Annotated in this window: 30 protein-coding genes; 18 read left to right on the forward strand and 12 right to left on the reverse strand. The window is 67.3% G+C overall.

The genetic code is table 11. From position 1 onward, the window contains the following. The 3 genes from E1263_RS31645 to E1263_RS31655 form a co-directional block, all read left to right on the forward strand. Positions 1-605 (forward strand): DUF6297 family protein (locus tag E1263_RS31645; RefSeq protein ID WP_238161708.1); only part of this gene is annotated, 605 nt, incomplete at its 5' end. Positions 606-659: 54 nt separating this feature from the next. Next, positions 660-1,010 carry a PadR family transcriptional regulator gene (locus tag E1263_RS31650; RefSeq protein WP_132174072.1) on the forward strand — a complete coding sequence of 117 codons (351 nt, stop codon included), beginning with the start codon at positions 660-662 and terminating at the stop codon, positions 1,008-1,010. Beyond that, on the forward strand, positions 1,007-1,570 hold the full coding sequence (locus E1263_RS31655) for an HAAS signaling domain-containing protein (protein WP_132174074.1): 564 nt from the start codon (positions 1,007-1,009) through the stop codon (positions 1,568-1,570). The genes E1263_RS31650 and E1263_RS31655 overlap by 4 nt, the downstream gene beginning before the upstream one ends. Here E1263_RS31655 and E1263_RS31660 read toward each other — a convergent pair. Next, complete coding sequence (locus tag E1263_RS31660; RefSeq protein ID WP_132174076.1) at positions 1,559-2,599, reverse strand: LLM class flavin-dependent oxidoreductase; 1,041 nt, start codon at positions 2,597-2,599, stop codon at positions 1,559-1,561. The two genes, E1263_RS31655 and E1263_RS31660, sit on opposite strands and share 12 nt — an antisense overlap. A 28-nt stretch (positions 2,600-2,627) precedes the next feature. Beyond that, entirely contained in the window at positions 2,628-3,191 is a 564-nt protein-coding gene (locus E1263_RS31665; protein WP_132174078.1) for a TetR/AcrR family transcriptional regulator, read from the reverse strand. A gap of 83 nt (positions 3,192-3,274) precedes the next feature. On the opposite strand from E1263_RS31665, the gene E1263_RS31670 reads away from it, so the two are divergent. Beyond that, positions 3,275-4,129 carry an aldo/keto reductase gene (locus E1263_RS31670; protein ID WP_132174080.1) on the forward strand — a complete coding sequence of 285 codons (855 nt, stop codon included), beginning with the start codon at positions 3,275-3,277 and terminating at the stop codon, positions 4,127-4,129. Between the two features lie 73 nt (positions 4,130-4,202). On the opposite strand, the gene E1263_RS31675 is transcribed toward E1263_RS31670, so the two are convergent. Next, complete coding sequence (locus E1263_RS31675; protein WP_132174082.1) at positions 4,203-4,709, reverse strand: DUF1990 family protein; 507 nt, start codon at positions 4,707-4,709, stop codon at positions 4,203-4,205. 32 nt (positions 4,710-4,741) lie between these two features. Between E1263_RS31675 and E1263_RS31680 the strand changes: the two genes are divergently transcribed. Next, the gene (locus tag E1263_RS31680; protein ID WP_132174084.1) at positions 4,742-5,053 is read left to right on the forward strand and encodes a hypothetical protein; all 312 of its coding nucleotides are present in this window, start codon (positions 4,742-4,744) and stop codon (positions 5,051-5,053) included. A gap of 99 nt (positions 5,054-5,152) precedes the next feature. Here the strand turns inward: E1263_RS31680 and E1263_RS31685 are convergent, their stop codons facing one another. Continuing rightward, positions 5,153-5,977 (reverse strand): phosphotransferase, encoded by an 825-nt coding sequence (locus E1263_RS31685; protein WP_132174086.1) that lies wholly within the window; start codon positions 5,975-5,977, stop codon positions 5,153-5,155. A 50-nt stretch (positions 5,978-6,027) separates the two neighbouring features. Continuing rightward, positions 6,028-6,912: a hypothetical protein gene (locus tag E1263_RS31690; protein WP_132174088.1), complete on the reverse strand. Its 885-nt coding sequence runs from the start codon at positions 6,910-6,912 to the stop codon at positions 6,028-6,030. A gap of 292 nt (positions 6,913-7,204) precedes the next feature. Between E1263_RS31690 and E1263_RS31695 the strand changes: the two genes are divergently transcribed. After that, positions 7,205-7,687, forward strand: coding sequence for a MarR family winged helix-turn-helix transcriptional regulator (locus tag E1263_RS31695; protein ID WP_132174090.1), 483 nt, complete (start codon positions 7,205-7,207; stop codon positions 7,685-7,687). Between the two features lie 83 nt (positions 7,688-7,770). Beyond that, entirely contained in the window at positions 7,771-9,213 is a 1,443-nt protein-coding gene (locus tag E1263_RS31700; RefSeq protein ID WP_132174092.1) for an MFS transporter, read from the forward strand. Positions 9,214-9,295: 82 nt separating this feature from the next. On the opposite strand, the gene glnA is transcribed toward E1263_RS31700, so the two are convergent. Next, positions 9,296-10,720 carry a type I glutamate--ammonia ligase gene (gene glnA, locus E1263_RS31705; protein ID WP_132174094.1) on the reverse strand — a complete coding sequence of 475 codons (1,425 nt, stop codon included), beginning with the start codon at positions 10,718-10,720 and terminating at the stop codon, positions 9,296-9,298. Between the two features lie 191 nt (positions 10,721-10,911). Between glnA and E1263_RS31710 the strand changes: the two genes are divergently transcribed. Beyond that, positions 10,912-11,382: an RDD family protein gene (locus E1263_RS31710; RefSeq protein WP_132174096.1), complete on the forward strand. Its 471-nt coding sequence runs from the start codon at positions 10,912-10,914 to the stop codon at positions 11,380-11,382. Positions 11,383-11,388: 6 nt separating this feature from the next. On the opposite strand, the gene E1263_RS31715 is transcribed toward E1263_RS31710, so the two are convergent. From E1263_RS31715 to lipA, 3 genes are all read right to left on the reverse strand, one after another. Then, positions 11,389-12,669, reverse strand: coding sequence for an SAM-dependent methyltransferase (locus E1263_RS31715; RefSeq protein WP_132174098.1), 1,281 nt, complete (start codon positions 12,667-12,669; stop codon positions 11,389-11,391). Positions 12,670-12,854: 185 nt separating this feature from the next. Next, positions 12,855-13,550: a DUF4191 domain-containing protein gene (locus E1263_RS31720; protein WP_132174100.1), complete on the reverse strand. Its 696-nt coding sequence runs from the start codon at positions 13,548-13,550 to the stop codon at positions 12,855-12,857. Positions 13,551-13,581: 31 nt separating this feature from the next. Continuing rightward, positions 13,582-14,520: a lipoyl synthase gene (lipA, locus tag E1263_RS31725; protein WP_202869144.1), complete on the reverse strand. Its 939-nt coding sequence runs from the start codon at positions 14,518-14,520 to the stop codon at positions 13,582-13,584. 56 nt (positions 14,521-14,576) lie between these two features. Here lipA and E1263_RS31730 point away from each other — a divergent pair, with 56 nt between their 5' ends. From E1263_RS31730 to E1263_RS31745, 4 genes are all read left to right on the forward strand, one after another. Further along, the gene (locus tag E1263_RS31730; RefSeq protein ID WP_132174104.1) at positions 14,577-15,923 is read left to right on the forward strand and encodes a sensor histidine kinase; all 1,347 of its coding nucleotides are present in this window, start codon (positions 14,577-14,579) and stop codon (positions 15,921-15,923) included. Next, positions 15,920-16,582, forward strand: coding sequence for a response regulator (locus tag E1263_RS31735; protein WP_132174106.1), 663 nt, complete (start codon positions 15,920-15,922; stop codon positions 16,580-16,582). Before E1263_RS31730 ends, E1263_RS31735 begins: the two co-directional genes overlap by 4 nt. 82 nt (positions 16,583-16,664) lie before the next feature. Then, positions 16,665-17,405, forward strand: a complete 741-nt coding sequence (locus tag E1263_RS31740; RefSeq protein ID WP_132174108.1) for an SDR family oxidoreductase — start codon at positions 16,665-16,667, stop codon at positions 17,403-17,405. Next, complete coding sequence (locus E1263_RS31745) at positions 17,402-17,593, forward strand: hypothetical protein (RefSeq protein WP_132174110.1); 192 nt, start codon at positions 17,402-17,404, stop codon at positions 17,591-17,593. The genes E1263_RS31740 and E1263_RS31745 overlap by 4 nt, the downstream gene beginning before the upstream one ends. Positions 17,594-17,634: 41 nt before the next feature. Here E1263_RS31745 and E1263_RS31750 read toward each other — a convergent pair whose 3' ends face one another. Further along, on the reverse strand, positions 17,635-18,513 hold the full coding sequence (locus E1263_RS31750) for an RNA polymerase sigma-70 factor (protein ID WP_132174112.1): 879 nt from the start codon (positions 18,511-18,513) through the stop codon (positions 17,635-17,637). Between the two features lie 219 nt (positions 18,514-18,732). Here E1263_RS31750 and E1263_RS31755 point away from each other — a divergent pair, with 219 nt between their 5' ends. The 3 genes from E1263_RS31755 (at position 18,733) to E1263_RS31765 (ending at position 21,855) form a co-directional block, all read left to right on the forward strand. After that, positions 18,733-19,614: an ABC transporter ATP-binding protein gene (locus tag E1263_RS31755; protein ID WP_132174114.1), complete on the forward strand. Its 882-nt coding sequence runs from the start codon at positions 18,733-18,735 to the stop codon at positions 19,612-19,614. Then, positions 19,611-20,783: an ABC transporter permease gene (locus E1263_RS31760; RefSeq protein WP_132174116.1), complete on the forward strand. Its 1,173-nt coding sequence runs from the start codon at positions 19,611-19,613 to the stop codon at positions 20,781-20,783. Before E1263_RS31755 ends, E1263_RS31760 begins: the two co-directional genes overlap by 4 nt. 109 nt (positions 20,784-20,892) lie before the next feature. After that, positions 20,893-21,855, forward strand: a complete 963-nt coding sequence (locus E1263_RS31765; RefSeq protein WP_132174118.1) for a LysR family transcriptional regulator — start codon at positions 20,893-20,895, stop codon at positions 21,853-21,855. Between the two features lie 62 nt (positions 21,856-21,917). Here the strand turns inward: E1263_RS31765 and E1263_RS31770 are convergent, their stop codons facing one another. Then, positions 21,918-23,720 (reverse strand): MGR2/ROMO1 family protein, encoded by a 1,803-nt coding sequence (locus E1263_RS31770; RefSeq protein ID WP_132174120.1) that lies wholly within the window; start codon positions 23,718-23,720, stop codon positions 21,918-21,920. Between the two features lie 136 nt (positions 23,721-23,856). Between E1263_RS31770 and E1263_RS31775 the strand changes: the two genes are divergently transcribed. Further along, positions 23,857-24,336, forward strand: coding sequence for a DUF2975 domain-containing protein (locus E1263_RS31775; protein ID WP_132174122.1), 480 nt, complete (start codon positions 23,857-23,859; stop codon positions 24,334-24,336). Then, positions 24,336-24,554: a helix-turn-helix domain-containing protein gene (locus E1263_RS31780; RefSeq protein WP_132174124.1), complete on the forward strand. Its 219-nt coding sequence runs from the start codon at positions 24,336-24,338 to the stop codon at positions 24,552-24,554. Before E1263_RS31775 ends, E1263_RS31780 begins: the two co-directional genes overlap by 1 nt. 545 nt (positions 24,555-25,099) lie before the next feature. On the opposite strand, the gene lipB is transcribed toward E1263_RS31780, so the two are convergent. Continuing rightward, complete coding sequence (lipB, locus tag E1263_RS31785; protein WP_132174126.1) at positions 25,100-25,816, reverse strand: lipoyl(octanoyl) transferase LipB; 717 nt, start codon at positions 25,814-25,816, stop codon at positions 25,100-25,102. Between the two features lie 72 nt (positions 25,817-25,888). Between lipB and E1263_RS31790 the strand changes: the two genes are divergently transcribed. Beyond that, on the forward strand, positions 25,889-26,478 hold a 590-nt coding region (locus tag E1263_RS31790), incomplete at its 3' end, for a protein kinase domain-containing protein (protein WP_165956811.1).

Raw genomic sequence — 26,478 nt, forward strand, 5'->3', positions numbered from 1 at the left:
GCCGACGGGGGAGGGGCTCGGAAGGTGCGGCCCTGATCCACCGCGAGTTCGTGCGGATTTCGCGCTGGCCGCGGCGGCTGGTGATCGGGTTTGCGCTGCTGGTGGTGCCTTATGCCGTCGCTGGAGCTGGGTTTGATCCGCTGGTTCCGATCGCGGCTGGGTTTGCCGGCTTCGCAGCGATCCGCCCGCTCATGGACGGGTTGCGGTCGGTGTGCCGGTCGAAGGGGCTCGTTCGAGCACTCGGATATGACCTGCGTGAGCTCCGCATCCTGATGGCAATTGCGCCTGGGCTCATCACCGTCGTGTGGGCGATCGCGGCGTACCCGGTGATCGGGAACGGCGCGCACACCTTCGCCATCGGGGCGGGCGTGATCGCGGGTGCGGTCCGGCAGGCGTCGGCGCGACCGCCGTCGTACGCGGGTCCGCTGGTCGCCTCGCCGATGGGCGCGATCCCGCCGGGGCTGTTCTCGCAGCCGATGCGCGGGTTCGACGTACTGCTGATCTGTCTGGCGCCGGTCCTGCTCGGGCTGGGCTCGACCTGGGTGCTCGCGATCCCGGGCTTCGTGCTGGCCATCATGTTCGCCGTCCGCCCGAAGACCGACTGAGCTGCCCGACCCCTTGGCTGTTCTATTCTGGCGTGAACAGGTACCTTGTTTCGCATGGTAGCTGAGAAGGTCTTCACCCAGCTGCGGCGCGGGACGCTGGAGTACTGCGTCCTGGCGCTGCTGCAGGGGGAGGAGCGGTACGGGTTCGACCTGGTGAAGGAGCTCGGCGAGATCGACGGGATGGTCACCACCGAAGGCACGATCTACCCCCTGCTGGCGCGGTTGCGGCGGGAGGGAATGGTGGAGACGAGCTGGCGCGAGTCCGAGTCGGGGCCGCCGCGGCGGTACTACCGGTCGACGGCCGAGGGTGGTCAGGCGCTGGCCGACTTCACGGCGGACTGGGAGCGGTTCAGGACATCGGTCGACGGGATTCTGCGACGCGGCAACGAGGGGAGACGGAAATGAGCGGGGAACGACTGGTCACGGCGTACCTGAGTGATCTGGTGCTGGCGGCCGAGCCGCTGCCGGAGGAGCGTCGTACGGATCTGATTGTGGATGTCACCTCGCACATCGAGGAGGCGCGCGCGGCGGGTGCTTCGTCGGAGGACGAGATTCGGCAGATGCTCAAGCAGTTGGGGGAGCCGCGGGACATCGTTGCCGCCGCGGCCGACGGGCTCGTGCTGGTCGAGCCTGCGCCGGTGGCGCCGCCGCAGCCGCGCTTTCGTGGGCGCGAGATCGCGGTGTTCTTCCTGCTGCCGTTCGGGGTCTACATCTTTCTCGTCGGCTGGTTCGCCGGGCTGTATCTGCTGTGGACCTCGGACCGGTGGACGGGCCGGGAGAAGTGGCTAGGCACGCTCATCACACCGTTCGGGTATGCGTCGATCCAGGCCATCGCGACCGTTGACACCGGCTACGTAATGGCGGGGTGGCTCAGGGTGCCCGTGCTGCTCGTACTCCTCCTGGCTCCACTGGCGACGGTCATTACTCTGGCCGTCAAGGGACGGCCCGGGCGGTCAACGCAGTAGTGGCAGGAGCTGGTCGCCGATGCGGATCGTCTCCTCGCGGTACGGCGTATCGGACAGGATGAAGTGGGTGATCCCAAGGTCCTGGTACTTCTTCAGGGACTTGGCGACATCTTCGGCTGATCCGACCAGCCACGTCGTACCGGCTCCGCCACCGCCGTACTTGCCGGGGGCCGTGTAGAGGTTGTCGTCGAGGACGTCGCCGCGCGCCGCGAGGTCGACGAGCCGCTGCTGGCCGACCGCCTTGAACCAGCGGTGGTCGCGGTCGCCGACGTTCTCCGCCATCGTCGCGACCTTGGCCTCGGCGTCGGCCCAGGCCTGCTCGGTCGTGTCGCGGACGAGCGTGGTGATCCGCAGGCCGAACTCGAGCGGCTTGTGTTCGCGGTCGAGCTCGTTCTGCAGCTCCTTGAGCTTGCTGATCCGGGCTTCGATGCCGTCGAGAGGCTCGCCCCAGAAGAGCTGCACGTCGGCGTCGGTTGCTGCGACTCGCTGCGCTGCGTCTGAGGCTCCACCGAAGTACAGCTTGGGCGGTACGACGGGACGCGTGGCGACGGTGGAGTCGGTGACCTGGAAGTACTCGCCGGTGTAGGTGACGCTCTCCTCGGTCCACAGGCGCCTGGTGAGCTGGAGGAACTCCTTCGTGCGCGCGTAGCGCTGGGCCTGGTCGCCCTCTTCGTCGCCGTAGGCCTTGAGGTTGTCCTGACCGGAGACGATGTTGACCAGCAGCCGGCCGCCGCTCAGCTGGTCGAGTGTGCCGGCCGCGGATGCGAAATGCGCCGGTCGCCAGTAGCCCGGGCGAATCGCGACCAGGGGCTGGAAGGTCGTCGTACGGGCTGCCAGGGCCGCTGCCACCGTGAAGGTGTCGGGGCGGCCCCACCCGGTCCCCAGGAGCGCGCCGCCCCAGCCGTGCTGCTCGGTGAGCACGGCGAGCTCGGTCAGCCGCTCAAGGCTGTTGTGCTCGCTGGTGGCGTCGTCGCCGCGATGCCCGGGCTGGACCTGGTTCGGGATGTACCACAAGAATTCGGCGGTCATGGATCGAGAGTATGTCGACTGACTTACTCTAGATGGGCTGTCTCAGGCCGTGGATGAGCAGGGTGAGGAGTCGCATGGCCTGCGCATGATTTTGTGCAGTGACGGCCGCGCCGACCATCGCGGCGACCACGTCGTCCGGCGGGGTGCCGGGCGGGAAGACGCCCGTGCTCGCGCCGGCCTCCAGGAAGAAGCTGACCGCGGTCGCGACCCGCTGGCGGGTCTCCGCCTGAGTGACGGCGCCCGAGGCGACAATCGCGCGCAGGCTGTCGCCCATCGCTCGTTTGGACTCGATGAAGTCGAGGTAGCTGGTCATCCAGTCGAGGAGCGCTTTGTCTGCGGGGCCGGTCTTTGCCAACTCGGGCGCCGCGTCGCACAGCCGCGCGAGCTCCTGGTGGTAGACCGCCGCAAGCAGTGCCTCGCGGGTCGGGAAATGCCGATACAGCGTGGCGATCCCGACGCCGGCACGGGCCGCGATCTGGTCCAGCGAGAGTTTGAAGCTCTCGCCTGTCCGCGCAGCCTGGGCGAGATCGGCCAGCTCGTCGATCGCCGCCGCGACGATCTGCTCCCGCTTCCGGGCGGCATCCGCTCGCATAAGTGGAGAAACCTCCGTTTGGTGCTAGGCTCGCATTGAAGTGGAGAAACCTCCAGTTAGCCACCACTGTACCGGGAGATCCGATGGACTCGCTCACCCTCGCCGGCCGGCCGATCAACCGCCTCGGGTACGGCGCCATGCAGCTCGAAAAGGTCGATCGCGCGGCAGCGACCGCCGTACTGCATCGTGCCGTCGAGCTCGGCGTCAACCACCTCGACACTGCTTCCTTCTACGGCGATGCGGTGGTGAACGGACACCTGCGCGCGGCGCTGTCGCCGTACGCCTCGGATCTCGTCATCGTCAGTAAGGTCGGCGCTCGTCGCGTGGATGCCCCGGTCCCGCTTGCGCTCGCCCAGCGCCCTTCTGAGCTCCGAGCCCAGGTTCAGCTCGACCTCGACACCCTCGGCCTCGACCAGATCGCCGTAGTCAACCTCCGCCGAGCCGACCAAGGCCCCGGCCTCATCGCTTCTGGTGCTGATGTAGTTGCTCTGGATGACCAGCTGGCCGAGCTTGTGGCGCTCCGCGATGCCGGGCTCATCGGCGCCATCGGCCTCAGTAACGTCAGCCTGGATCAGATCAAACAAGCCTTCCCTGTCGGCATCGCCTGCGTCCAAAACGCCTACGGCCTCCTGGATCGAACCCACGAAGACGAGCTTTTGTTCTGTGCCTCCAATGACATCCCGTGGGTCCCTTACTTCCCCCTGGGCTCCGCCTTCGACCAATTCCCGTCCCCGACCGAACACCCCGCCGTACAGGGCATTGCGGCTGCGCATGCCACCACTCCGGCCGCCATCACGCTCGCCTGGATTCTTGCCCACAGCAACAACACTGCGCCTATTCCTGGCACCCGAACCCTCGCGCACCTGGAAGAAAACCTGAGTGCAGCCGACGTCGTCCTCACCCCCGAGGACCTTGCAACTCTGGACGCCCTCGCCTAGCCTTCCCCGCGCAGACCACTCTCTGGCTGAGCTTTGCGTGGAGTTACTGCCTCTCAGCGGCAGTAGAACTCCGCTAACCGACGGTCTCGGCGAGCGCGCGGAGATACCGCCTCCGATAGAACGGCTGCGCCAGGCGAGCGCGTGGATAGCCGGCTCGCCGCAGGCCGCGGGCGGGGTAGGTGAGCGACCGAATCGTCAACCACACCGAGTCGTCCGTACGGCGCTCAACCACGAACGCCTCCTCGCCCCGGATCGGATGCCCGTCCAACGTGCTGTAGGCGAAACCCTTCTGGTCCACCTCGTCAACCACGGCAACCACCTGCACCGGCTCGTGAATCCGCAACGGCCCCAGTCGAGCGACAATCCAGTACCTGTTGCCCACAGCAACCACCCGGCCGTCCGCAACTGAGAACCCACTCCGAGTCTTCACACCCCACCGCAACACCTCAGCCCCGGCAAACGCCCACACCGCCGCGCCTTCCCCAAGCCGCGCACTCCGCTCCACCCCACCACCAGCCAACGTCACCCCGCCCCCATCAAACGTGGACGAGCGCTCGACCAACGCCGTACGAGATCTCATGGACCCATCATCTACCCGGCATCATGGATCACATGGAATTCCCCTCCCCGATCAGCGACCGCCAATGGATCGACGGCACCGGCACCGTCTGGCGCATCCGCCGCGGCGAACTCCGCTGGAGCCGTATCAGCGGTCTGATCCGCGATCCCGCCGTACAGGTCCTGCGCTTCTATATGCGTGACGCCATGCAGGTCCCACCCGGAGAGCGCGAGGCCCTCCTGGCCACCATTCGCCCCTACCTCCGCGGGTCAGAGCGAGCACCAGACGACCACACCGACTTCGCCGTCGCCGAGTTCAAGTCCGACGACCACCGCTCAACCCTCATCATCGAGGAGTCCTGCTAAACGACGCCCGGCTGTGGCGTACCGATCAACGGGTAGTGGTCCCGCAAACCGGCCACCGGACGCGCCGGTACGCCGCGGCCGTCCCCACCTCGCCGACCACTACCCGTCCATCGGTACGCGTCGAGCGCCAGACGGCGTTAGCAGCGCGCGGTTATCCGCCACCCAGCGCAGTTCGGCCGCTTCCTCGTCGACCACGCCGTCGGCCACCCAAGTGCGTTGGGGTTCAATACCTTGGGCCGCCAGGGACAGCTCAAGGTTGATCGTTGCCTGCCCGCGCTTGATGATCGCGTCGACCACGTCGAACGGTCGCGTCGGCCCGTAGGCGCTCAAGAAATGCTGGATGCGCTCGCGACGATCCGGTACGGCGGGGAAGTGGTGCCAGTCGAGGCAGTGATGGTCCGCGCGAGTCGGGGTAAACCAGAAGAGTGCGTAGGCGACATCGTCGACGGGATCGCCTGGATGCAGATAGTCCCAGTCGAACAGCCCCACGGCCTGCCCGTCTCGCCAAGCGAAGTTCCACGGACCCGGATCCCCATGACAGAACACCTGCCCCGACCTCGCAAGCACAGTCTGCCCAAACACCGCATCAACCGGCGGCACCCAGCCGCGCGATGCATCGTGAATCCGCCGCAGCAACCTGGCAGCCGACTCCACACCCTCAAGGCTGTGCTGATACCGCCACGCATCACCGCCCGCATCACCCTCGACGATCCGCAACGTCTCCGTCGTACCGTCATTCGACAACGGCTCCGGAATCGCATCCGCCAACCCCTGCTCACGCAGATACCCAAAAAACGCATGCACCGTAGCCGTCTGCGCCCCCGCCGGCCGACTGACCACGCCCTCCGCAACACGCACCGGCCGAAACGCGGCATTCGACTCGACAGCCCTAGCCCGCGCAGCAGTCCCGTCGTCCTCACTCATACCGCCGACTGTGCCATGCCCGGACCCGATCGGCACCCGAGTTCCGGCTGTCAGAGGCCGCCTGCCGGATTGACCTTCTGTACGGCGTACCGGTGAAGTGTGACGCCCGGGGGAGCGAGGCGGATGAGGTCGTGCACCGTCAGAACCTGGTGGGGGCTGAGCCATTCCTGACCTGGTTTGTGCAGGCCCCAGCCGCCGCCGAGAGTGACTGCCGCATGGGTGTTGTTGCCCTGGGCGTCGCGCCAGACCAGCACGGTTCCGGGCAGGTCGTCACGGCCTTCAGCCGTGCAGTGAGCGGTCAGCCACGTTTCGAAGGATGCCTCGTCGGGGGACTCGACACCTGCTGCTGCCATCACGGTCGCGAAGCAGGATGTGGCACTTCCGCCGGCGAAGGCGCTTCCTCTGCTTCCGCTGGCGAAGGTTCCGCTGAGGGCTCGGGCGCGGGGGAGTGCGGGTGCGGCCGCGCGCCAGATCTCCTCTGGCACCGAGTTGCGCTGGCAGGGTTGCTGCCACTCGCTGACGACACGTTTGAGGACGGCATCGAGCTGGGGCTCAACCAGGGTCGGCCACCAGACGAACCGCTCTCCGTCAGCCTGCTCCCGCAGTACCGGGGCATGAAGAAGATCCGCCCAATCGGCGACGGCCGGTACGGCGCCTCGCCCGTGCCGGACTTGCGTTCGGACGAGCTCCGCACGCGCCTCACGCGGCTGACCGTGGAACGCACCTTCGTCAAGCCACACGACTTCCAGATCCTTGGCGACGTTCCAGACCTCATAGGTGTCGCGAAGCTCAGGCGACAGATCGCGTACGGCAGTTTCGAGCCCGAGTTCGGCCGCTTCGGCGGCGGTCAAGAAGAACGGCTGACGGGCCGGCGCCAGCCAGCCGGCCCAGCGCCGAGCCAGCGCCGGCTCGACCTCGATCCCCAGGACATCCACCGCCACACAGTACAAACCGGGTGACAGGAGGTGCGACGTGATTTCCCAAGCGGCAAGATCAACTTCACGCGGGACAAGCTGAACGAGCCGGTCGCGCTAACGCTCGGCTGACACCTCGCGCTGGGGTACGCGTCGTGGACGGCATACCTGTCCGAGGAGACGGGGGAAGAGCCGTTGCGTCTGGCAAGAGATCAGTGGCAGGAACTGGTCGGCTTCCTTGCAGGCGAAGTGACGGCGAATATGCGACTGTTGGCGGATTATCTGCTGCGGACCATATCGGTACACTGCAGGCATGACTGCACTGGTGCCCGCCACGTCGGACCTCTCGTATCTGCTGGACCACACCAGCCATGTACTCCGGACGCAGGTGGCGGCCTCGCTGGCCGAGATCGGGCTGACGGCCCGGATGCATTGCGTGCTTGTTCACGCGCTGGGTGAGGAGCGAACGCAGATCCAGTTGGCCGAACTCGGCGATATGGACAAAACCACGATGGTGGTCACGATGGACGCGCTGGAGAAGGCTGGACTGGCTGAGCGTCGTCCGTCCAGTACGGACCGTCGGGCCAGGATCGTGGTGGTCACTGAAGCCGGTGCAGCGGTGGCCAAGCGCAGCCAGGAGACCGTCGACGGGGTTCACCGGGCCGTACTGGAGGCGCTATCCAAGGGTGAGCGCGAGGTGCTGGTCCGGGCGCTGGATCGACTGGCGACCGGCCATCTGGCGACGCCGGACAGGGGAGCGCAGGCGGTCCGGCGCGCCCGGGAGCGCTCAAACTAGTTCCGTTAGAGATCGATTGTTAAAAAACTATCTGCTACGGTCTCTCTTGTTCGTCCTTGCCGGACCGAAATCAGGAGAAGCCGATGTCGTCCCCCTTCACCTCCCGCAGTACGGCGCTGGGCGCCCTGTCCATCGCCGGGCTGATGACCATCCTCGACGGCAGCATCGTCACCGTCGCACTGCCTGCGGTCCAGGAGGACCTCGGCTTCTCGGCCGCGGGACTGAGTTGGCTGGTGAACGCCTACCTGATCGCCTTCGGCGGGCTGTTGCTGCTGGCCGGGAGGCTGGGTGACCTGATCGGCCGACGGACGATGTTCCTGGCCGGCAACGTCATCTTCACCGTCGCGTCGCTGCTGGCCGCCGCTGCCACCGGACCGGGCTTGCTGATCCTGGCGCGATTCCTGCAGGGCGTCGGAAGCGCGGCGGCCTCAGCGGTCATCCTCGGCATCCTGGTGACGCTGTTCACCGAACCGGGCGAACGGGCCAAGGCGATCGCGGTGTTCAGCTTCACCGGTGCGGCCGGCGCCTCGATCGGGCAGGTACTCGGCGGGGTCCTGACCGACCTGCTGAACTGGCATTGGATCTTCCTGATCAACGTACCGATCGGGCTGACCGTGGTAGCGCTGGCGCTGCGCGCGATCCCCGCGGACCGTGGGCTCGGCCTCTCCGCCGGAGCCGACGTGCTCGGTGCGCTACTCGTCACCAGCGGCCTGATGCTCGGCATCTACACCATCGTCAAGGTTGAGACCCGCGGCTGGCTGGTCGCGCATACCCTCGGATTGGGTGCGCTCTCACTGGTGCTGCTCGCCGCATTCGTCGCTCGGCAGGCCACCGCCAAAACCCCGTTGATGCCGCTCCGGATCCTCCGCTCGCGCAATGTGGCCGGGGCCAACCTGGCCCAGATGCTGGCACTCTCGGCGATGTTCGCATTCCAGATCCTCGTCGCGCTCTACATGCAGAAGGTGCTTGGCTACAGCGCGCTGGGCACCGGGCTGGCGATGCTGCCCGCCGCGGTGGCGATCGGCGTCGTCTCGCTGTTCGTATCGGCCCGGCTCAGTGCCCGTTTCGGTCCGAAGGCCATCCTGCTGGCCGGGCTGGTGCTGCTGGCCGGCGCGATGATCCTGCTGACCCGGATTCCGGTCCAGGCCGAGTATGTCGCCCACCTCCTGCCTGTGATGCTGCTGATCTCCGGCGGTGGGCTGGTCCTGCCGGCGCTGGCGATGCTCGCGATGTCGGGCGCCCGTGAGGAGGACGCCGGTCTGGCCTCCGGCTTCTTCAACACCACCCAGCAGGTCGGAATGGCGATAGGTGTCGCCGTGCTCTCCACCCTCGCCGCCGGCCGGACCGAACACCTGCTGGCGGGCGGCACTGACCAGGCCACCGCGCTGACCAGCGGCTACCACCTGGCCTTCACCATCTCGGCGATCCTGCTCGGCGCTGCGTTCGTGGTCGCCCTGATCGTCCTGCGCTCTCCCGTCCAGAAGCAGGCCGAGGTCCGGGCCGACGAGGAGTCAGCGGTTCTCTAACCTGCCTGCACCGATGCGAAACGGCGGCCGACCATGGGAGACATCCCAGGTCAGCCGCCGTTTTCAGGTACCTACGGGTGGATCACACGTCGTAGTACAGCTCGAACTCGTGCGGGTGCGGGCGGAGCGCGATCGGGGCGATCTCCTGCGTGCGCTTGAGGTCGATCCAGGTCTCGATGAGGTCGGAGGTGAAGACGCCGCCTTCGAGGAGGAACTCGTGGTCTGCCTCGAGGGCGTCGATGACGGCCGGGAGGGAGGTGGGGACCTGGGCGATGCTGTTGTGCTCCTCGGGCGGGAGCTCGTACAGGTCCTTGTCGACCGGGTCGGCGGGCTCGATCTTGTTGCGGATGCCGTCGAGGCCGGCCAGGAGCTGGGCGGCGAAGGCCAGGTACGGGTTGGCCGACGGGTCGGGGCAGCGGAACTCGATGCGCTTGGCCTTGGGGTTGGAGCCCGTGATCGGGATCCGGATGCAGGCCGAGCGGTTACGCGACGAGTAGACCAGGTTGACCGGGGCTTCGAAGCCCGGGACCAGGCGGTGGTAGGAGTTCACCGTCGGGTTGGTGAAGGCCAGCAGTGACGGGGCGTGCTTGAGCAGGCCGCCGATGTACCAGCGGGCGGTGTCGGACAGGCCGCCGTACCCGGACTCGTCGTAGAAGAGCGGGTTGCCGTTGGTCCACAGGGACTGGTGGCAGTGCATGCCCGAGCCGTTGTCGCCGAAGATCGGCTTCGGCATGAAGGTCGCGGTCTTGCCGGCCTGCCAGGCGGTGTTCTTGACGATGTACTTGAACTTCATCACGTCGTCGGCGGCCTGGAGCAGCTCGCTGAAGCGGTAGTTGATCTCCGCCTGGCCGGCGGTGCCGACCTCGTGGTGGGCGCGCTCGACGATCAGGCCGGACCGCTCGAGGGCCAGCGTCATGTCGTCACGCAGCTCACCGAAGTGGTCGGTCGGTGCGACCGGGAAGTAGCCACCCTTGTAGCGGACCTTGTAGCCGCGGTTGCCGCCGTCCTCGACGCGGCCCGTGTTCCAGGCGCCGGCGACCGAGTCGATCGAGTAGTGCGCGGAGTTCGCCTTGGTCTCGAAGCGGACGTCGTCGAAGACGTAGAACTCGGCCTCGGGAGCGAAGAAGGCGGTGTCGGCGATGCCGGTCGACTTCAGGTACTCCTGCGCCTTGCGGGCGATGTTGCGCGGGTCGCGGGAGTACGCCTCGCCGGTCAGCGGGTCGTGCACGAAGAAGTTGACCACCAGCGTCTTGGCGCTGCGGAATTCGTCGATGAAGGCGGTGGTCGGGTCCGGCAGGAGCTTCATGTCGGACTCGTGGATCTGCTGGAAACCGCGGACCGACGAACCGTCGAACGCGAGGCCGTCTTCGAAGACCTCTGGACCGAACGACGACACCGGGACGGTGAAGTGCTGCATGATGCCCGGCAGGTCGCAGAACCGGACGTCGACAATCTCGACGCCTTCGTCCTTGATGTAGGCGAGCAGCTCCTCAGCGCTGGAAAACATACGTACTCCTCGGGGTGGCTCAGAGAATACAGCTGAACGTAGGGCCTGCCGATTACTTGGCGGTGACCCCGATGTTTCGCGGATGTTACGCCCAGCGTGTCCGCGCTGACCCACTGGTGTACGACGGTCACACCCTGAGATGTCGCAGTCCGCCGGTTGGCGGTCCAAGGTGCGCCCGTAGGCTAGCCATCATGGCATCATCGGCCCAGCCGGGCACAGGACCCTCCGATGAGTTTCGATTTCCGGGCAATCGGCTCGGCCTGCCGGACGCCGGTCCAGGCTCGGTCGCCGGCTGGGGCCGGCGTGTCGTGGCGCTGCTGCTCGACTGGCTGATCGCCGGCCTGATCGCGTCCGCGGTCGTCGGCAAGCCCATCTGGGCCGGTGGCAACGACTTCGGTACGGCGCAACTCGTCACCTTCTTCGCGATGACCGCGATCCTGTCCGGCCTGGCCGGCGGAACGATCGGGCATCGTGCTCTCGGCCTGCGTGTCCTGAGTCTGCGGACAACCGAGAACAGCACCGGGTACGGCGCTCAGGTCGGACTCCTCGGTGGTGTCATCCGCGCCGTACTGCTGTGTCTCGTGCTCCCGGCCGTCGTCTACGACCGCGATCGCCGAGGCCTCCACGACCGCGCCGCCAACACCATCGTCGTACGGCGCTGATCTGCGCTAGCGGCGCGTGAAGCGCAGCTGGACGTCGTCCAGGTAGTTCGTCCGGAAACCCGCCTCGGAGTAGGCGAGGTAGAACTCCCACATCCGGCGGAAGGTCGGGTCGAAACCGAGGTCTTCGATGGCCGGCCACTGCTCGATGAAGCGGTTGCGCCAGATCCGCAGCGTGCGGGCATAGTCGCCACCGAGGTGCATCAGGACCTCGGCCTTCAGCCCGGTGTGCTGGGCGGTGACTTCCTCGATCACCTTGACCGAGGGGATGAGGCCGCCGGGGAAGATGTACTTCTGCACCCAGGTGAAGGTGTTGCGGGTGGCCAGCATCCGCTCGTGCGGCATCACGATCGCCTGCACGACGGCGGTACCGCCGGGAGCGAGCCGCCGTTCGATGGCGTCGAAGTAGACCGGCCAATACTTCTCGCCGACCGCCTCGATCATCTCCACACTCAGCACGGCGTCGAACTCGCCGATCTGGTCGCGGTAGTCGCGCAGCGCGACCTGCACGCGGTCGCCCACGCCCGCATCGGCGATCCGCCGCTGGGCGAGCAGTGCCTGCTGGGACGCAATGGTGATCGCAGTCACCCATGCGCCACGCTGGGCCGCGCGGATCGCGAGACTCGCCCAGCCGCAGCCGATGTCGAGCACCCGGGATCCGGACACGACCCCGGCCGCGTCGAGGATCGCGTCGAGCTTGGCCAGCTGCGCCTGGTTCAGTTCGTCGTACGACGCCTCTCCGAGCCCGGCCGTCGGATCCGCCGTACCGAAGTAGGCGGCGGAGTACGTCAGCGTCGGATCGAGGAACTCCGAGAACATCGCGTTGCTCAGGTCGTAGTGGCGGCTGACGTTCTCCCGGGAGCCGGCCCGGTCGTTCTCCTGGTCGCCGGGCTGGGAACGCGTCACCAGCCAGCGCAGCGACTGCGCCCACTTCGGCAGCAGATGCCGGGTCTCTTCGTTGCTGAACCGCTCGGCGAAGGGGACCAGCAGGTCGGCCAGATCGGTGCCGGGCTCGGGGTCCCAGTCACCGGCCAGGTAGGCCTCGCCGAAACCGGAGCCGGCGTCCTGCCCGAGCCGGTCCAGGAAGGCGGCGCTGCGATGCACGCGCATCGCGGGGCCGCCCAGGCCGTAGGACTTGTTGTCGAGATTGATGGTCGCGGGCAGGTCTTTCGCGATCAGACGGATCGCGGCCAGTGCGCCGACCCGGCGAAGCGGGTTCGAACGCGGCCTGGCCAGCGAGGGCCACGTCTCGGCCGCCGGCTGGTGCACGGCCGGCATCAGGTCCGTCATCTCTGTCTACCTCACCCCTCGAATCCGCTCCTGGTCGCACCTTAAGGCCCGGAGCCGACACGCGGCGACGACACGTTGACATTCTCGTGCCAAATGGCGGTCTGTGCGGTGGCGGACCTTGCTCCCCGCCCCTTCAACTGTCCCGGGGGTCTTCGGGTTACCCACCGGGACAGATCAGCGAGCGGTCAGCGACCCTTCATGGCCTGCCGCGCGCCCTTCATGCTCGTCGGCACCGGACCCTTCGGCATCGGAACCTGCGGACGGACGGCGTCGAGCGCCTTCAGCCGCTGGAGCAGGTCGGTGATCTCCGAGGGCTGCAGCGCCTGCGGCAGCTTCATCACATGCTTGGTCAGCTTGCGGATGTCGATCTCGTCCTCGCCCTGACCGGCCATCAGCGTGATCACCGGCGCGCCACCGGCGACCCGGCTGTGCTTCTTGCCCTCGGCCGCGAGCAGGTTCTTCACGCGGCTCGGCTGGCCCTCGCCGACCAGGACGATGCCCGGCCGGCCGACGACGCGGTGCACGATGTCGGCGTTCTTGGTGACCGCGACCGCGGGCGTCACGTTCCACCCACGGCGCAGCGTCTGCAGGGCCGAGGCGGCCGCGCCGGTCTGGCCCTCGATCTGGCTGTACGCCGCCTTCTCGACCTTGCGGCCGAAGATGATCGTGGCGGCCAGGAAGCCGAGAGCGACACCGAGCGGGATCCAGACCAGCAGCGGCCCGACCAGGAATCCGCCCAGGACAGCGAGCCCGACGATGCCGAGGAAGATCCCGGCGAGCACGAGTCCGACCGTCGGGTCGGACTTCTTGGTCAGCTGGTACGCCGACCGGATCTGCTTGAGCCGGCTGGTCTTCTCTTCGGGCGCGTCGTTCTTGGCCATCTCTACCTTGTCCTGGTCTCAGCCTGCGGCTCTAGGCCTGCGGGGCGTTCATACGTGACTCGACGGCCTGACGGTACAGCCGTCCGGCGCGGTACGACGACCGTACCAGCGGACCGGACAGTGCACCGGCGAAACCGATCTCTTCGGCCTCGGCCTGCATCTCGACGAACTCCTCCGGGCGGACCCAGCGCTCGACCGGGTGGTGCCGCACGGACGGACGCAGGTACTGGGTGATGGTGATGATGTCGCACCCGGCGCCGTGCAGGTCCTTGAGGGCCTGGCTGACCTCTTCCCGGGTCTCGCCCATGCCGAGGATCAGGTTCGACTTGGTGACCAGGCCGTAGTCGCGGGCCTGGGTGATGACGTCCAGCGAGCGCTCGTAGCGGAAGCCGGGACGGATCCGGCGGAAGATCCGCGGGACGGTCTCGACGTTGTGGGCGAACACCTCGGGCCGCGACGAGAACACCTCGGCCAACTGCTCCGGTACGGCGTTGAAGTCCGGCGCGAGCATCTCGACGCCGGTCCCGGGGTTCAGCTCGTGGATCTGGCGGATCGTCTCGGCGTACAGCCAGGCCCCGCCGTCCTCGAGGTCGTCACGGGCGACACCGGTCACCGTCGCGTAGCGCAGACCCATCTTCCGGACCGACTCGGCGACCCGGCGCGGTTCGTCGCGGTCCAGGTCCTCCGGCTTACCGGTGTCGATCTGGCAGAAGTCGCAGCGGCGCGTGCACTGGGAGCCACCGATGAGGAAGGTTGCCTCCCGGTCCTCCCAACACTCGAAGATGTTCGGGCAGCCGGCTTCCTGACACACTGTGTGCAGCTCTTCGGATTTCACCAGCTTCGACAGGGCCTGATACTCCGGGCCCATCTTGGCGCGGGTCTTGATCCACTCGGGTTTGCGCTCGATCGGGGTCTCCGCGTTGCGCACTTCGAGTCTGAGCAGCTTCCGTCCTTCAGGGGCGATCGTCACAACTTCGAGGATACGCGCCCGCGTTCAGGCGTCATCCACCCGTACGCTGATGAGCTATGGCCACCCTTCAACTCGGCAGTACGCCGGCCTCCGCCGTACCGGGTCCTGCGCCCGAGCGTCCGACCTCCGAGCCGGGCTGGGTGCGGCCCCGGCCGACCGCTCGGGAGCGGCGCAACGACCTGATTCTCGGGGTGGCGATGGCGCTTCTCGGGGTCCTCGGCACCGAGCTGGCCCGGACCGCTTCGCCGATGGCGGTCGACCTCCGCATCGGCGGCGTCGAGCCGTACGTGCTCACAGTGGCGATCGCGCTGCCGCTCTGTTTGCACCGGGTCGCGCCGATCCCGGTGATGCTGGTGGTCGCGGTCCTCTTCATGGTCACCGGCATCCGGGACCCTTTCGCCTACAGCGGGAACCTCGTCACGCAGGTGGCGATGTTCATGGCGATCTACGGCGCTGCAGCGTGGTCACGGGAACGCCGCCTGATGAAGGCCGCGTCGGGCCTGGTGGTCGCCGGGATGTTCACCTGGCTGGCCATCAATTTCGTCGAGGCGCTGCGCGTCAACGACATCACCGGACCGAACAAAGGCCTGGCGTCGCCGTACGTGTCGGCTGTGACACTGACGGTCGCTTTGAACATCCTGTACTTCTTCGGTGCGTATCACTGGGGCCGTTCCGCGTGGGGGACAGCGCGGCAGCAGGCCGAGCTTGAGCAGCAGGCCGTCGTCCTGGCCGCACAGCAGCAGGCGAACGCGCGGCGGGCGGTCATCGACGAGCGGCTGCGGATCTCTCGCGAGCTGCACGACGTGGTTGCCCATCACATCAGCAGCATCGGCGTACAGGCCGGGGGAGCACGCCGGGTGATGGACACTGACCCCGCTGCGGCGAAGAACGCGCTCGGAGTGATCGAGGAGTCCAGCCGGACCGCAGTGAACGAGATGCGGCAGCTGCTCGGCATGCTGCGCGCGGCCGACCCCGATCTGGATGTCGACGCACCGGACGAGAAGGCGCCGCAGGCCGGTGCCGACCGGTTGCCCGCCCTGATTGCGGAGGTCAATGGCCAAGGGTTGGAGGTCGGGTTCCACCAGATCGGCTCGGTGCAGGAGCTCCCGAAGACGGTGTCGGTCTCGGTCTACCGGATCGCCCAGGAGGCGCTGACCAACGTGCGGAAGCACTCGACCGCACGTAGCGCGCACATCACCCTGCGGTACCTGGGGGACGCGGTTGAGCTCGAAGTGATCGACGACGGCCGCCCCAAGCACGCCTCGGTCGGCAGCCGGCTGGGCCATGTCGGGATTCGTGAGAGGGTCAGCCTGCTCGGCGGTGAGAGCGAGATCGGCCCCCGGCCGGTCGGTGGGTTCCGGGTCCGCGTGCGGATTCCGGTGCAGCGAGGAGTAGACGAATGATGCGCGTCCTGCTGGTCGACGACCAGGACCTGGTCCGGGCCGGTTTCCGGATGATCCTGTCGGTCGAGCCGGAGATCGAGGTGGTCGGTGAGGCGGCCGACGGCGAGAAGGCGGTCGAACTCGCGCTGCAGTTGCGGCCGGACGTCGTACTGATGGATGTCCAGATGCCGGGGATGGACGGGATCACCGCGACCCAGAAGATTGTGGCGGCGGACGCCGGCAAGGTGATCATCCTGACCACGTTCGATCGGGACGACTACCTGTTCGAGTCGCTCGGTGCGGGGGCCAGCGGGTTCCTGCTGAAGAACACCGCACCGGAGGACCTGGTCGAGGCGATCCAGATCGTGCACGAGGGGCATGCGCTGCTCGCCCCTGAGGTGACCCGGCGGGTGATCAAGCGGTTCAGCGGTGGCGGCGAGCGCGTCTACCGCCCCGACCTGATCGCCGACCTGACCGATCGCGAGCGAGAGGTCCTCGGGCTGATCGCCCGCGGGCTCACCAACACCGAGATCGCCAACCAGCTGTACGTCGGTGAAGCCACGGTCAAGACCCACGTCTCCCGCGTGCTGCTCAAGCTGGGCCTGCGGGACCGTGTCCAGGCTGTCGTCTTCGCCTACGAGTGCGGCCTGGTCTCCCCGGGCGACGACTTGGCCGGTTAACCGGCTGTCACAACTCGGCGAGGTGCCCTGTCTTGTCTGGTGAGTGGCGCCAATCGGGCGCCTGGCCGGCAGGAGACTGGTTATGAAGGTCGTCGTGATTGGTGGCACCGGGCTGATTGGATCGAAGGTCGTACGTCGGCTTGAGGTGCACGGGCACAAAGCGGTCGCGGCGGCGCCCAACACCGGAGTGAACTCGCTGACCGGCGAGGGGCTGGACGAGGTGCTGACCGGCGCGTCGGTGGTCATCGACCTGTCGAACTCACCGTCGTTCGAGGACCAGGCCGTCCTGGACTTCTTCCGCACCGCCACCAGCAACGTGCTTGCCGCGGAGAAGAAGGCAGGGGTCGGCCACCACGTCGCACTGTCGATCGTCGGCACCGAGCGCTCGCCGCAGATCGGCTACTTCCGCGCCAAGATCGCGCAGGAGGAGCTGATCGAGGCATCCGGCATCCCGTTCTCGCTGGTGCATGCGACCCAGTTCTTCGAGTTCGTGAAGGCCATCGCCGACACCTCTGTGGTCGACGGCGTGGTCCGGATCCAGCCGGTGGACTTCCAGCCGATCGCCGGTGACGACGTCGCCGATCAGGTCGCCAAGGTCGCAGTGGGCGAGCCGCTGAACGCACGGGTCGACATCGCCGGTCCGGACAAGTCCCGGATGGATGAGTTCTTCCGCAAGGCGCTGGCCGAGCTGAACGACCCCCGCGAGGTCGTGACCGACCCGGAGGCGCAGTACTACGGCGCTGTGGTCAGCGAGGACGCGCTGGTGCCGACCGGCGACGCAGTCCTCGGCCGCATCCACTACGCCGACTGGGTGAAGCAGTGACTGGCGAGCGGGAGGAGTTCCTGGCCGGCCTACAGGCGGAGGTCGAGCAGGAGCTGACGGTGCTCGACTCCGCCGCACCGGACACTGAACTGCCAGTAGAGCAGTGGACGATCGACCCGGCGGAAGAAGCCATGGAGAAGGCGAGTCTGCAGAGCCTCCTCGGGGCAGTGAAGGCGCTGGAGGAGTGAGACCGGCCCTGGGGTGTGTGGCCGCACACCCCAGGGCCTCTTCAGCTGTGCGCTTGGGTCAGCTTGTCCGGGTTCATCTGTACGTTGATCTGGTAGATGCCCTCGGGAGAGGAGCTCACTGTCAGGATGGTGCGGACACTGCCGTCGACAGTCAGGACAGCAGCAGGCTCCCCATTCATCTGTGTCCAGACGATCTCCACACCAGCCCAGAACCGGGTGTGGAAGGAGCGGAAGAACTTCGCCACCCGCTCGGACCCGACCACCGGGAACTTCGACGCGCGCGCCTTGCCGTTGCCGTCGGAAACGCTCGCCACGTCGGCCGCGAACAGGCCCTCGAGCTCGTCCAGGTCACCTGACTTGGCGGCCTGCACAAAGGCAGTGAGAAGCCGCTGCTGCTCGGCAGCGTCCACCTCGGCCCGTCGCTCCCCGTCCACATGCTTGCGCGCCCGGCTGACCAGCTGCCGCACCGCGGGCTCACTCAGTTGCAGGATGTCTGCGATCTGGCTGTACGGGTAGTCGAACGCCTCCCGCAGCACGTACGCCGCACGCTCGTTGGGGGACAGGCGCTCCATCAGCAGCAGTACGGCGAACGCCAGCGCCTCACCGCGTTCCGCGCCGAGGTACGGGTCCGCGCTGGTGTCCACTGGCTCCGGCAACCACGGTCCGATGTACGACTCCCGTCGTACGCGGGCTGACTGGGTTGCGTTGATGGCCAGCCGGGTGGTTGCGGTGGACAGGTACGCCGCAGGGTTCAGTACGACGCTGCGGTCGGCGGTCTGCCAGCGCAGCCACACGTCCTGGACGATGTCCTCGGCCTCGGCCGCACTGCCGAGCATCCGATACGCAATGCCGAACAGCCGCGGCCGCACCTGTCCGAAGACCGCCGCCGCCCGATCGAGGTCGTCGCTCACAGTTGTCATCATCCTCCGTCGTCGTACCGTCACCAGCTCCGACCGTCCGGACACGCCGGATGTGACAGCTCGGCGCCGTGGCCTACGTCATGCCGCTGTCTCCACCGTGCGGATGACACGGGCGGTCACCCTCGTGGCCGACGTTCAGCGGGGTCCGGAGTCGCTAACTTTGGGTAGCGGTCGGGCAGACGTCCGGCCGAGGGGTCAAGGTGACAGGAGCGGTGACGGATGCTGAGGGTGGCTGGGCTCACTCGGCGGTTCGGTGAACAGCTCGCACTGGACGACGTGACGTTCGACGTCGTGCCAGGGCGGATGACCGGGTTCGTCGGGGCCAACGGGGCCGGGAAGACGACGACGATGCGGATCATCCTCGGCGTCCTCGCGGCCAGTGCCGGCGAAGTGCGCTGGCAGGGCGAACTGCTGACGCCGAAGGTACGGCAGGACTTCGGCTACATGCCGGAGGAGCGTGGGCTGTATCCGAAGATGAAGATCCGCGACCAGCTGATCTTCTTCGGCCGGCTGCACGGGATGACTCAGAACCATGCTGCGGAGCGGACCGACAAGCTGCTGGGCCGCCTTGGACTGGCTGAGCGGGCGACCGACGTACTGGAGACGCTGTCGCTGGGCAACCAGCAGCGGGTGCAGATCGCGGTGGCGCTGATCCACCAGCCGATCGCGCTGGTGCTGGACGAGCCGTTCAGCGGCCTCGACCCGCTGGCCGTCGACGCGATGGTCGACCTGCTGCGCGAGGAGGTCACACCGGAGATTCCGGTGCTGTTCTCCAGCCACCAACTCGACCTGGTCGAGCGGCTCTGCGACGACCTCGTGGTGCTTTCACGGGGCAAGGTCGTTGCCGCGGGCCCGGTTGCGGAACTCGCGGCCAGCCAGACCCCGACGTACCGGTTGGTTGTTGACGGCGATGCCGGCTGGCTGCGCGACCTGCCCGGTCTTCGGGTGCGTGATGTAGCCGGCGGTACGGCGCTGTTCGACGTCGAGGATGCCGGCGATGCACAACAGATTCTTCAGCAGGCGATGAGCCGTGGACCGGTCCTGGAGTTCGGGCCGGAGCGGGTGGCACTGAGCGACGTCTTCCGGGAGGCGACCCGATGAACGACCGGACACTGGATCGACCGTGGCTGCTGATCGCGGAGCGCGAGGTCAGTACCAAGCTGCGGGACAAGACTTTCATCGGATCCACCTTGGTGATGCTGGCCGTCGTACTGGCTGCGGTGATCCTTCCCGCACTGCTTGCCGGCGGCAACAACTCCGACAAGATCGCGGTGATCGACGACGGCGGGGCGGCCGTCGTCCAGCGTGCCTCGCAGACGCAGGGCGGCAACGCCTATGAGCCGTTGCGCGTCGCGGATCAGGACGCGGCGGAGGCTGCGGTGACCAAGACGGACGCCACTGCCGCGTTGCTGCCGGGACCTGACGGGTACGTCGTGATCGGCAAGGACAAGGTGGATTCCGGGGTCGGGGCAGCGCTGCGCGCGGCTGTGGCCGAGGTCGGGATGGAGAAGAACGCGTCGGCGGTGAAGCTGACGCCGGAGCAGTTGCGGGCCGGGACGCAGGTGTCGGAGAAGATCCTGGAGCCGGGGCCGCTGCCTGGGTATGTGTCCGACTTCGTCAACATCGGGCTGGCGCTGGTGTTCTACATGACGGCGCTCGGGTTCGGCATGATGATCGCGCAGAGCGTCGTCCAGGAGAAGGAGAGCCGGGTCGTCGAGATCCTCGCCGCGTCGGTCCCGATCCGGTCGCTGCTGTGGGGCAAGGTGCTCGGCAACACGGTGCTCGCCCTCGGGCAGATCGTGGTGATCGCCGCCGCGTCGCTGGTCGGGCTGGCCGCGACGGACCGCCTCGACATCCTGTCGGTCGTGGCGCCGGTGGCCGGCTGGTTCGTGATCTTCTTCGTCCTCGGGTTCGTCGCCCTGGCCGGGCTGTGGGCGGTCGCCGGATCGCTGGCGACCCGGCAGGAGGACCTCGGATCGACCACGTTGCCCGGGCAGATGATCTTGATGATCCCGTTCTTCTTCGCGGTGTTCGCCGGGCCGGGGCCGCGGGAGATCGCGTCGTTCGTGCCGATCGCATCCTCGATGTCGATGCCGGGGCGGATGCTGACCGAGGATGTCCCGCTGTGGCAGCCGCTGGTCGCGATCGCGATCCTGCTGGTCAGCACGGTGCTGATCATCCGGGTCGGCGCCCGGCTCTACGAGCGGACGCTGCTCAAGACCGGTCACCGGCTCGGTTACCGCCAGGCACTGGCGCTCAAGGCGGAATGACTTATCGTCACTGCCCGGGCGAGCGTTACAACTTTCGCCCGGGCTGTAATGAAACCGCAATCTTGGGTACCTGTGTCCTGTGTATCCACTTGGACTACGGTCTCAACGCATGAACGTGGAGCTACGCCATCTCCGTGTGGTCGTCCTGGTTGCCGAGGCAGGGTCTGTCGGCCGGGCGGCCCGTTGGCTCAAGGTGAGCCAGCCGAGCCTCACCGCGCAGCTCAAGCGGATCGAAGGCGCCTTCGGCGGTGAGCTCTTCGCACGCTCCCGCACCGGCGTCACCCCTACCGCGCTAGGCCGGTACGCCGTCGATCGGGCGCGCGCGATCCTCGTCGACGTCGATCACCTGGCGTCGACCGTGTCCGCGATGACCGCGGTCGAGTCGAGCGCCGTACGGCTGGGTGGCTTTCCGACCGCGCCGATGTCCGGGATCGCTCAACGGCTGCGGGACCACGGGCAGATCGAGCGGGTCAGCATCGAGGTCGAGTGGTCGACCAGCGTGCTGCTGCAGCAGTTGGAGAGCGGGCGGCTGGATTTCGCCTTGCTGCGTGAGTTCCCTGGGTTCGAGCTGCGGCTCCCGACCGGGGTCGAGGCGTGCACGGTGGTCGAGTCGGAATCGGCGTACGTCGTGATGGCGGCCGGGCACCCGCTGGCTCTGGTCGGTGGCGACGAGCTCGAGCTCGGTGCGCTGTCCGATGAAGAATGGATTGGTGAGCCGCCGGACGACAGTGGCTTCCATGTTCTTTTCCGCGCCGCGTGTGAGCAGGCCGGGTTCCAGCCCAAGGTCGAGCACCACTCGGTCGACACCTCGGTGCTGATGGGGTTCGTCACCAGTGGGCAAGGGGTTGCGCTCGTCTCACCGACGTCGTACCGGATGCTGTCCCGCGATGTCGTCACCCGTCCTTTGAGTGGGGACCCCATTCATCGCCGGCTGTTGCTTGCCTGGAGCACCGATTCCCCGCGAGCGCAGATGTCGTCCGATGTGCTGGGTATGGCGACCTCTGCGTACGACGAGGCGCTGACCGAGCATGCTCGCCGGGACCAACCGCATCGGCGCATGCACGTCGCCTGAGGCTGTTTGAACAAAAGAGTGGCGCGAGTCCTATTGGACTCGCGCCACTCTCGTTTCGTTCTTCAGGCTCCGGCGGGCCGAATTCCTGGGGTGTTGAACGGCCCCTCGAAAGCACTCACGTGGAACTCCCCGGTGTCCTCGGGGTCCTCCATCCGCTCCCGGTACTGCTGACCTACTCGCTCGGGCGCGCCCACGGCTGATGCGGACTGCCACCCAACGTCATCCCGCCGGGGCTGCTTGGTCTCGGCAGGCGCCGCCGGTGCGGGGGACTGGGCGACCGGCGCAGAACCCTGCCCGCCGCCACCCCCGGCCGGAGGATCGAACCGCTCGTCCTCGGGGTCGTGAGCAGGCTCAGTCTCTTCGGCCTCAGCCGGCGTTCCGCCAACCGGTGCGCCACCCACGGGCACGCCGTAGACGCCTCCGTTGGCTCCTGGCGTTCCGTCGACCGGAGCGTCGGTCATGGGGGCGCTAAACGCGCCTCCGCTCGCGCTCGGGTACTCGCGGGTCTCGTCGTCGTCCGCGGCGGGCTCATCCGGCGCGGCCGCGTGGTCAGGTGCGGGAGCGGTAGGTGTCTCGGGCGCGGGAGCAACAACTGGTGCGGGCGCCACCGGCTGAGCTGCAGCAACCGGCGCCTCGGCGACCGGTGTCTCAGCGTCGCTGCTGGCTTCTGGGTACTCCCGTGTTTCATCGTCAGCCGGTGCGGGCTCAGCTACCGCGGTCTGCTCGGCCGCGTGAGCAGGTGCGGGAGCCTCAGGTGCATCAGCCTCGGGTGCGACAGCCGCAGGTGCGACAGCCGGAGCGGTCGCCACCGGCTGAGCAGGCGCTGTAGGCGTTCCGGCGATGGGTGCGCTAGCCGCAGGAGCGTCGTGCGCGTCACCGCTGGCCCCCGACCACTCGCGTGTTTCCTCGTCAGCCGCGGCGGGCTCCGCCACCACGGTCTGCTCGGCCGCGTGGTCAGGTGCGGGAGCAACGGGTGCCTCAGCCGCAACTGCGGCCGTGGGGTGCTCGCGTGTTTCTTCGTCGACTACTGCGGTCTGCTCGGGCGCAACGGTCGCGGGAGCCTCGGCGGGCTCGTCGGCGATGACGGTGACCTCGTCGGCGTCGGGCCGGGGAGCGACAACCGTTTCGTCGCGGTCGGATGGGACGAGCGCCGTCTCATCGTTGCCATAAGCAACATCATCCGTGACCACAGGGAACGGCGACGTGTGCTCGGGTGCCGACTCGGCGACCGGGTACTGGGCCGTCTGCTCATCCGCCTGGTTACGCGGATGCTCCGGCTCCTCGTCGAACAGGTCGTCGTACCGGTTCGACGGCTCGAACGACGGCGCGGCGTACGGCGTACCGGCGTCGGCGTACTGCTCGGCCGGATAGGTGCTGGCGGCAACTGGATAGACCGCCGCGGCAGCCGCCTCCTGCTGAGCCTGCGCCGCTTCCTGCTCGCGCTGCAGGCGCTCGGCCTCGACGCGAGCGCGGCGGCGACGCTGCACGCTCCGGACGATGAGCTGGATCGAGTAGACCAGCGTGATCACCGTCAGGATCGGTACGACGCCGTTCAGCGTGTACTGCCGCGTTCCCTCGACCATGCCGTTCGTGACACCGGGCACGTCGTCGAGGAAGTTCGTGGTGCGGTTCGGGATCCACAGCCAGCAGTAGATCAAGGTGCCGAAGGCGAGGAACGCACCGATCGCGCCCGCGCCGGAGAAGTACGACACGATCGCCCAGAAGACGAGCGCACCCACACCGTAGGCGAGCGCCATCTCCTTGGTGTTCAGCTGAATACCACCCGGTGCGCTGAGCACTCCGAACATCGCCGGTCCGGCCAGTGCGACCGCAACCCCAAGCAAAAAGCCAAGAAATTTGGACACCCCTCCACCGTAGCGACGTTTGTGCGTCACACCCGGGCAGACATCCCCACGGTTGACTACTTTCAGTGCACACTCCCGACAGCGCGCATCGTGAGAGCCTATTGACAATCGATAGATTAACCCCGACTCTCGATACATGCTGAGTGAGAATCGAGCCGTCGCCGCGCTCCGGGTGTTTCTGGTGGTGTTGTTCGCGATCCTGGTCGTGTTCCAGACCCTGTCCCTGCCCGGCCAGTTCCGCCATCAGGCCGAGGTGAACCCGAACGACGCAGACCTGCGCTGGCCGGCCACCTTCGTCGCGGCGTTCGTGGTGCTCTGCATCCAGGTCGTCGTGGTCGCGACCTGGCAACTGCTGACGATGGTCAAGCGGGACCGCATCTTCACCCCCGCCGCCACCTTCTGGGTGAACCTGATCATCGGTGCGATCGGCGGCGTCTGGCTCGTAGTCGGCACGGTCTTCCTGCTCGTCGTCCTGAACGCCGACGACCCCGGTCTGCCGATGGTGCTGCTCCTGCTGGAGGTCGTGATCACCGTGCTCGGTCTGCTGCTGGTGGTGATGCGCGCTCTGCTGCAGCGCGCAACCACCCTGCACACCGACATGGAAGCGGTGATCTGATGCCCATCGTCGTCCGCATCGACGTCGAACTGGCCCGCCGCAAACTCAGCGTCGGCGAGTTCGCCGAACGTGTTGGCCTGACCCCGGCCAACATCGCAGTCCTCAAGAACGGCCGCGCCAAAGCCGTCCGCTTCAGCACCCTCGAAGCCATGTGCCGAGTCCTGGAATGCCAACCCGGCGACCTCCTCGAATGGATCGAAGAAGACCCCGCCGAATAGCCCGATTGCTCGCACAGCCTGAGCTTCCGCCGGGCCCGCCTGACCTCGGTCGCCGCGCTGGTCTTCACTACGCGTGAGTTTTTCGGCGTATGGACCCGAAAAAGTCACGCGTAGCGCGAACAGCAGGCGACGCGAAGGGGAAACTCCCCAGCGTCGGATCTGTCAGGTATCCGGGCGCGCGGGGAGCGAAACTGACCCGAAACGACAGGTAAAACTCCCCAGCCCCACCCACCAGCCGACCCGGAGAGCTGGGTGGAACGTTTTGTGCAAATGGCGACATGAAGTTTCCACACTCGGCGCCGCTTTTCCACCTCAGCCATAGCGGGCACCTCAAGCAGCGGTCACGCGATCGCCGACCTCGCCAGTACCTCAACCACGCGCCGGGCCCAGCCAAGCTCTTTATGTAACGCGGCCGCCGCGGCGACCAGCCACAGGCAACGTGTCCGGCTTGTCCGGAGCGTCGAGCAACCACCCCGCCGTACGGGAGCCAAACCCCGCATCGGCCACCGTCGTACAGACCAACCCCATCAGCCCGGGCCGAGAAGCTAGACGGTGAGGCCGTAAGTGATGCCGGTAGCCGGCGCCTCGGGCTGAGCGATGTCGGGGCTGCGGTCGAACGGCTCCCAGGCGAGGAAGTGGTCGAGGTGACGGCGAACCGACTCGAGCACCTCGGTGACCGGTACGTCGCGACCGAGCTCCTTCGACAGCGTGGTGACGTCAGCGTCGGCGATCCCGCAGGGGACGATCCGGTCGAACCACGTGAGGTCGTTGTCGCAGTTCAGCGCAAACCCGTGCATGGCAACGCTCTGCGAGACGCGGATCCCGATCGCGGCGATCTTCCGCTCGCGGCCGCGCTCATCGGCGGCGACCCAGACACCGCTGCGCCCCTTGACCCGCCCGGTCGTGACGCCGAGCTCGGCGCAGACCGCGATCAGGGCTTCCTCGAGCCGGCGAACGTAATCGACTACATAGACATGTGAGGCCAGCTTGACGATCGGGTATCCGACGAGCTGCCCGGGCCCGTGCCAAGTGATCTTGCCGCCGCGGTCGACGTCCACTACTGGCGTGCCGTCGACGGGACGCTCGTGCGGCTCGGTCCGCTTGCCGGCGGTGTAGACCGGCGTGTGCTCAAGCAGGATGACGGTGTCCGAACCACTGCCTTCGGCGACGGCCGCGTGCAGGCGGCGCTGCTCGTCCCACGCGGTCTGGTAGTCGACTGCCTCGGCCCCGAACCCGGCCTCCACGTACTTGATCGCACTCACGGCTTCGAGTGTAGGCCGGGGGCCTGTGGATAACTTCCGCGGGGCTCTCGACGATTGGTGCACTCTCTTGGCATGGCACTCGAAGACCTCGCCGGCTACAGCCTGCGCCGGAGGCTCGGGTCCGGATCGGCCGGAACCCTCTGGCAGGTCCGCGACCTCGCCACCGGCCGTAATGCCGTGCTCAAACGTATCCCCGTCACCGCGATCCAGCGAAAGGAGCAGTTCCATGACGAGTTGCTGGTCCTGCAACGCATCCGCCACCCGCACATCGCCCGCGTCCTGGAGGTCCGCAAGTCTCCTTCCGAGTGGCTCGTCTTCAGTCAGTACGTCGTTGCCCTCAGCCTGACGACTGTCCTGAGCCGCCGGGGGAGCCTGCCGCCCGGCGAGATCGTCACGCTGCTGAGCCCACTCGCCGACGCCATCAACTACCTCCACCGCTGCGGCCTGATCCACGGCCACCTCTCGCCGACCAACGTCCTGATCGATGCCGAGGGCCGCCCGATCCTCACCGACGCAGCCCTGCACTCCCTCAACATCAATCCCCTGAACGGCGCCATCACCGACCCACCGTCCACCACCAACGACCGCCAAGCCCTGTCCACCCTCGCGATCCACGCCGGTGGCCCCGCCGCCCTCTTCCCACCAGCTCTCTTCACGACCAC

Source organism: Kribbella antibiotica, assembly GCF_004349055.1.
Classification (GTDB): domain Bacteria; phylum Actinomycetota; class Actinomycetes; order Propionibacteriales; family Kribbellaceae; genus Kribbella; species Kribbella antibiotica.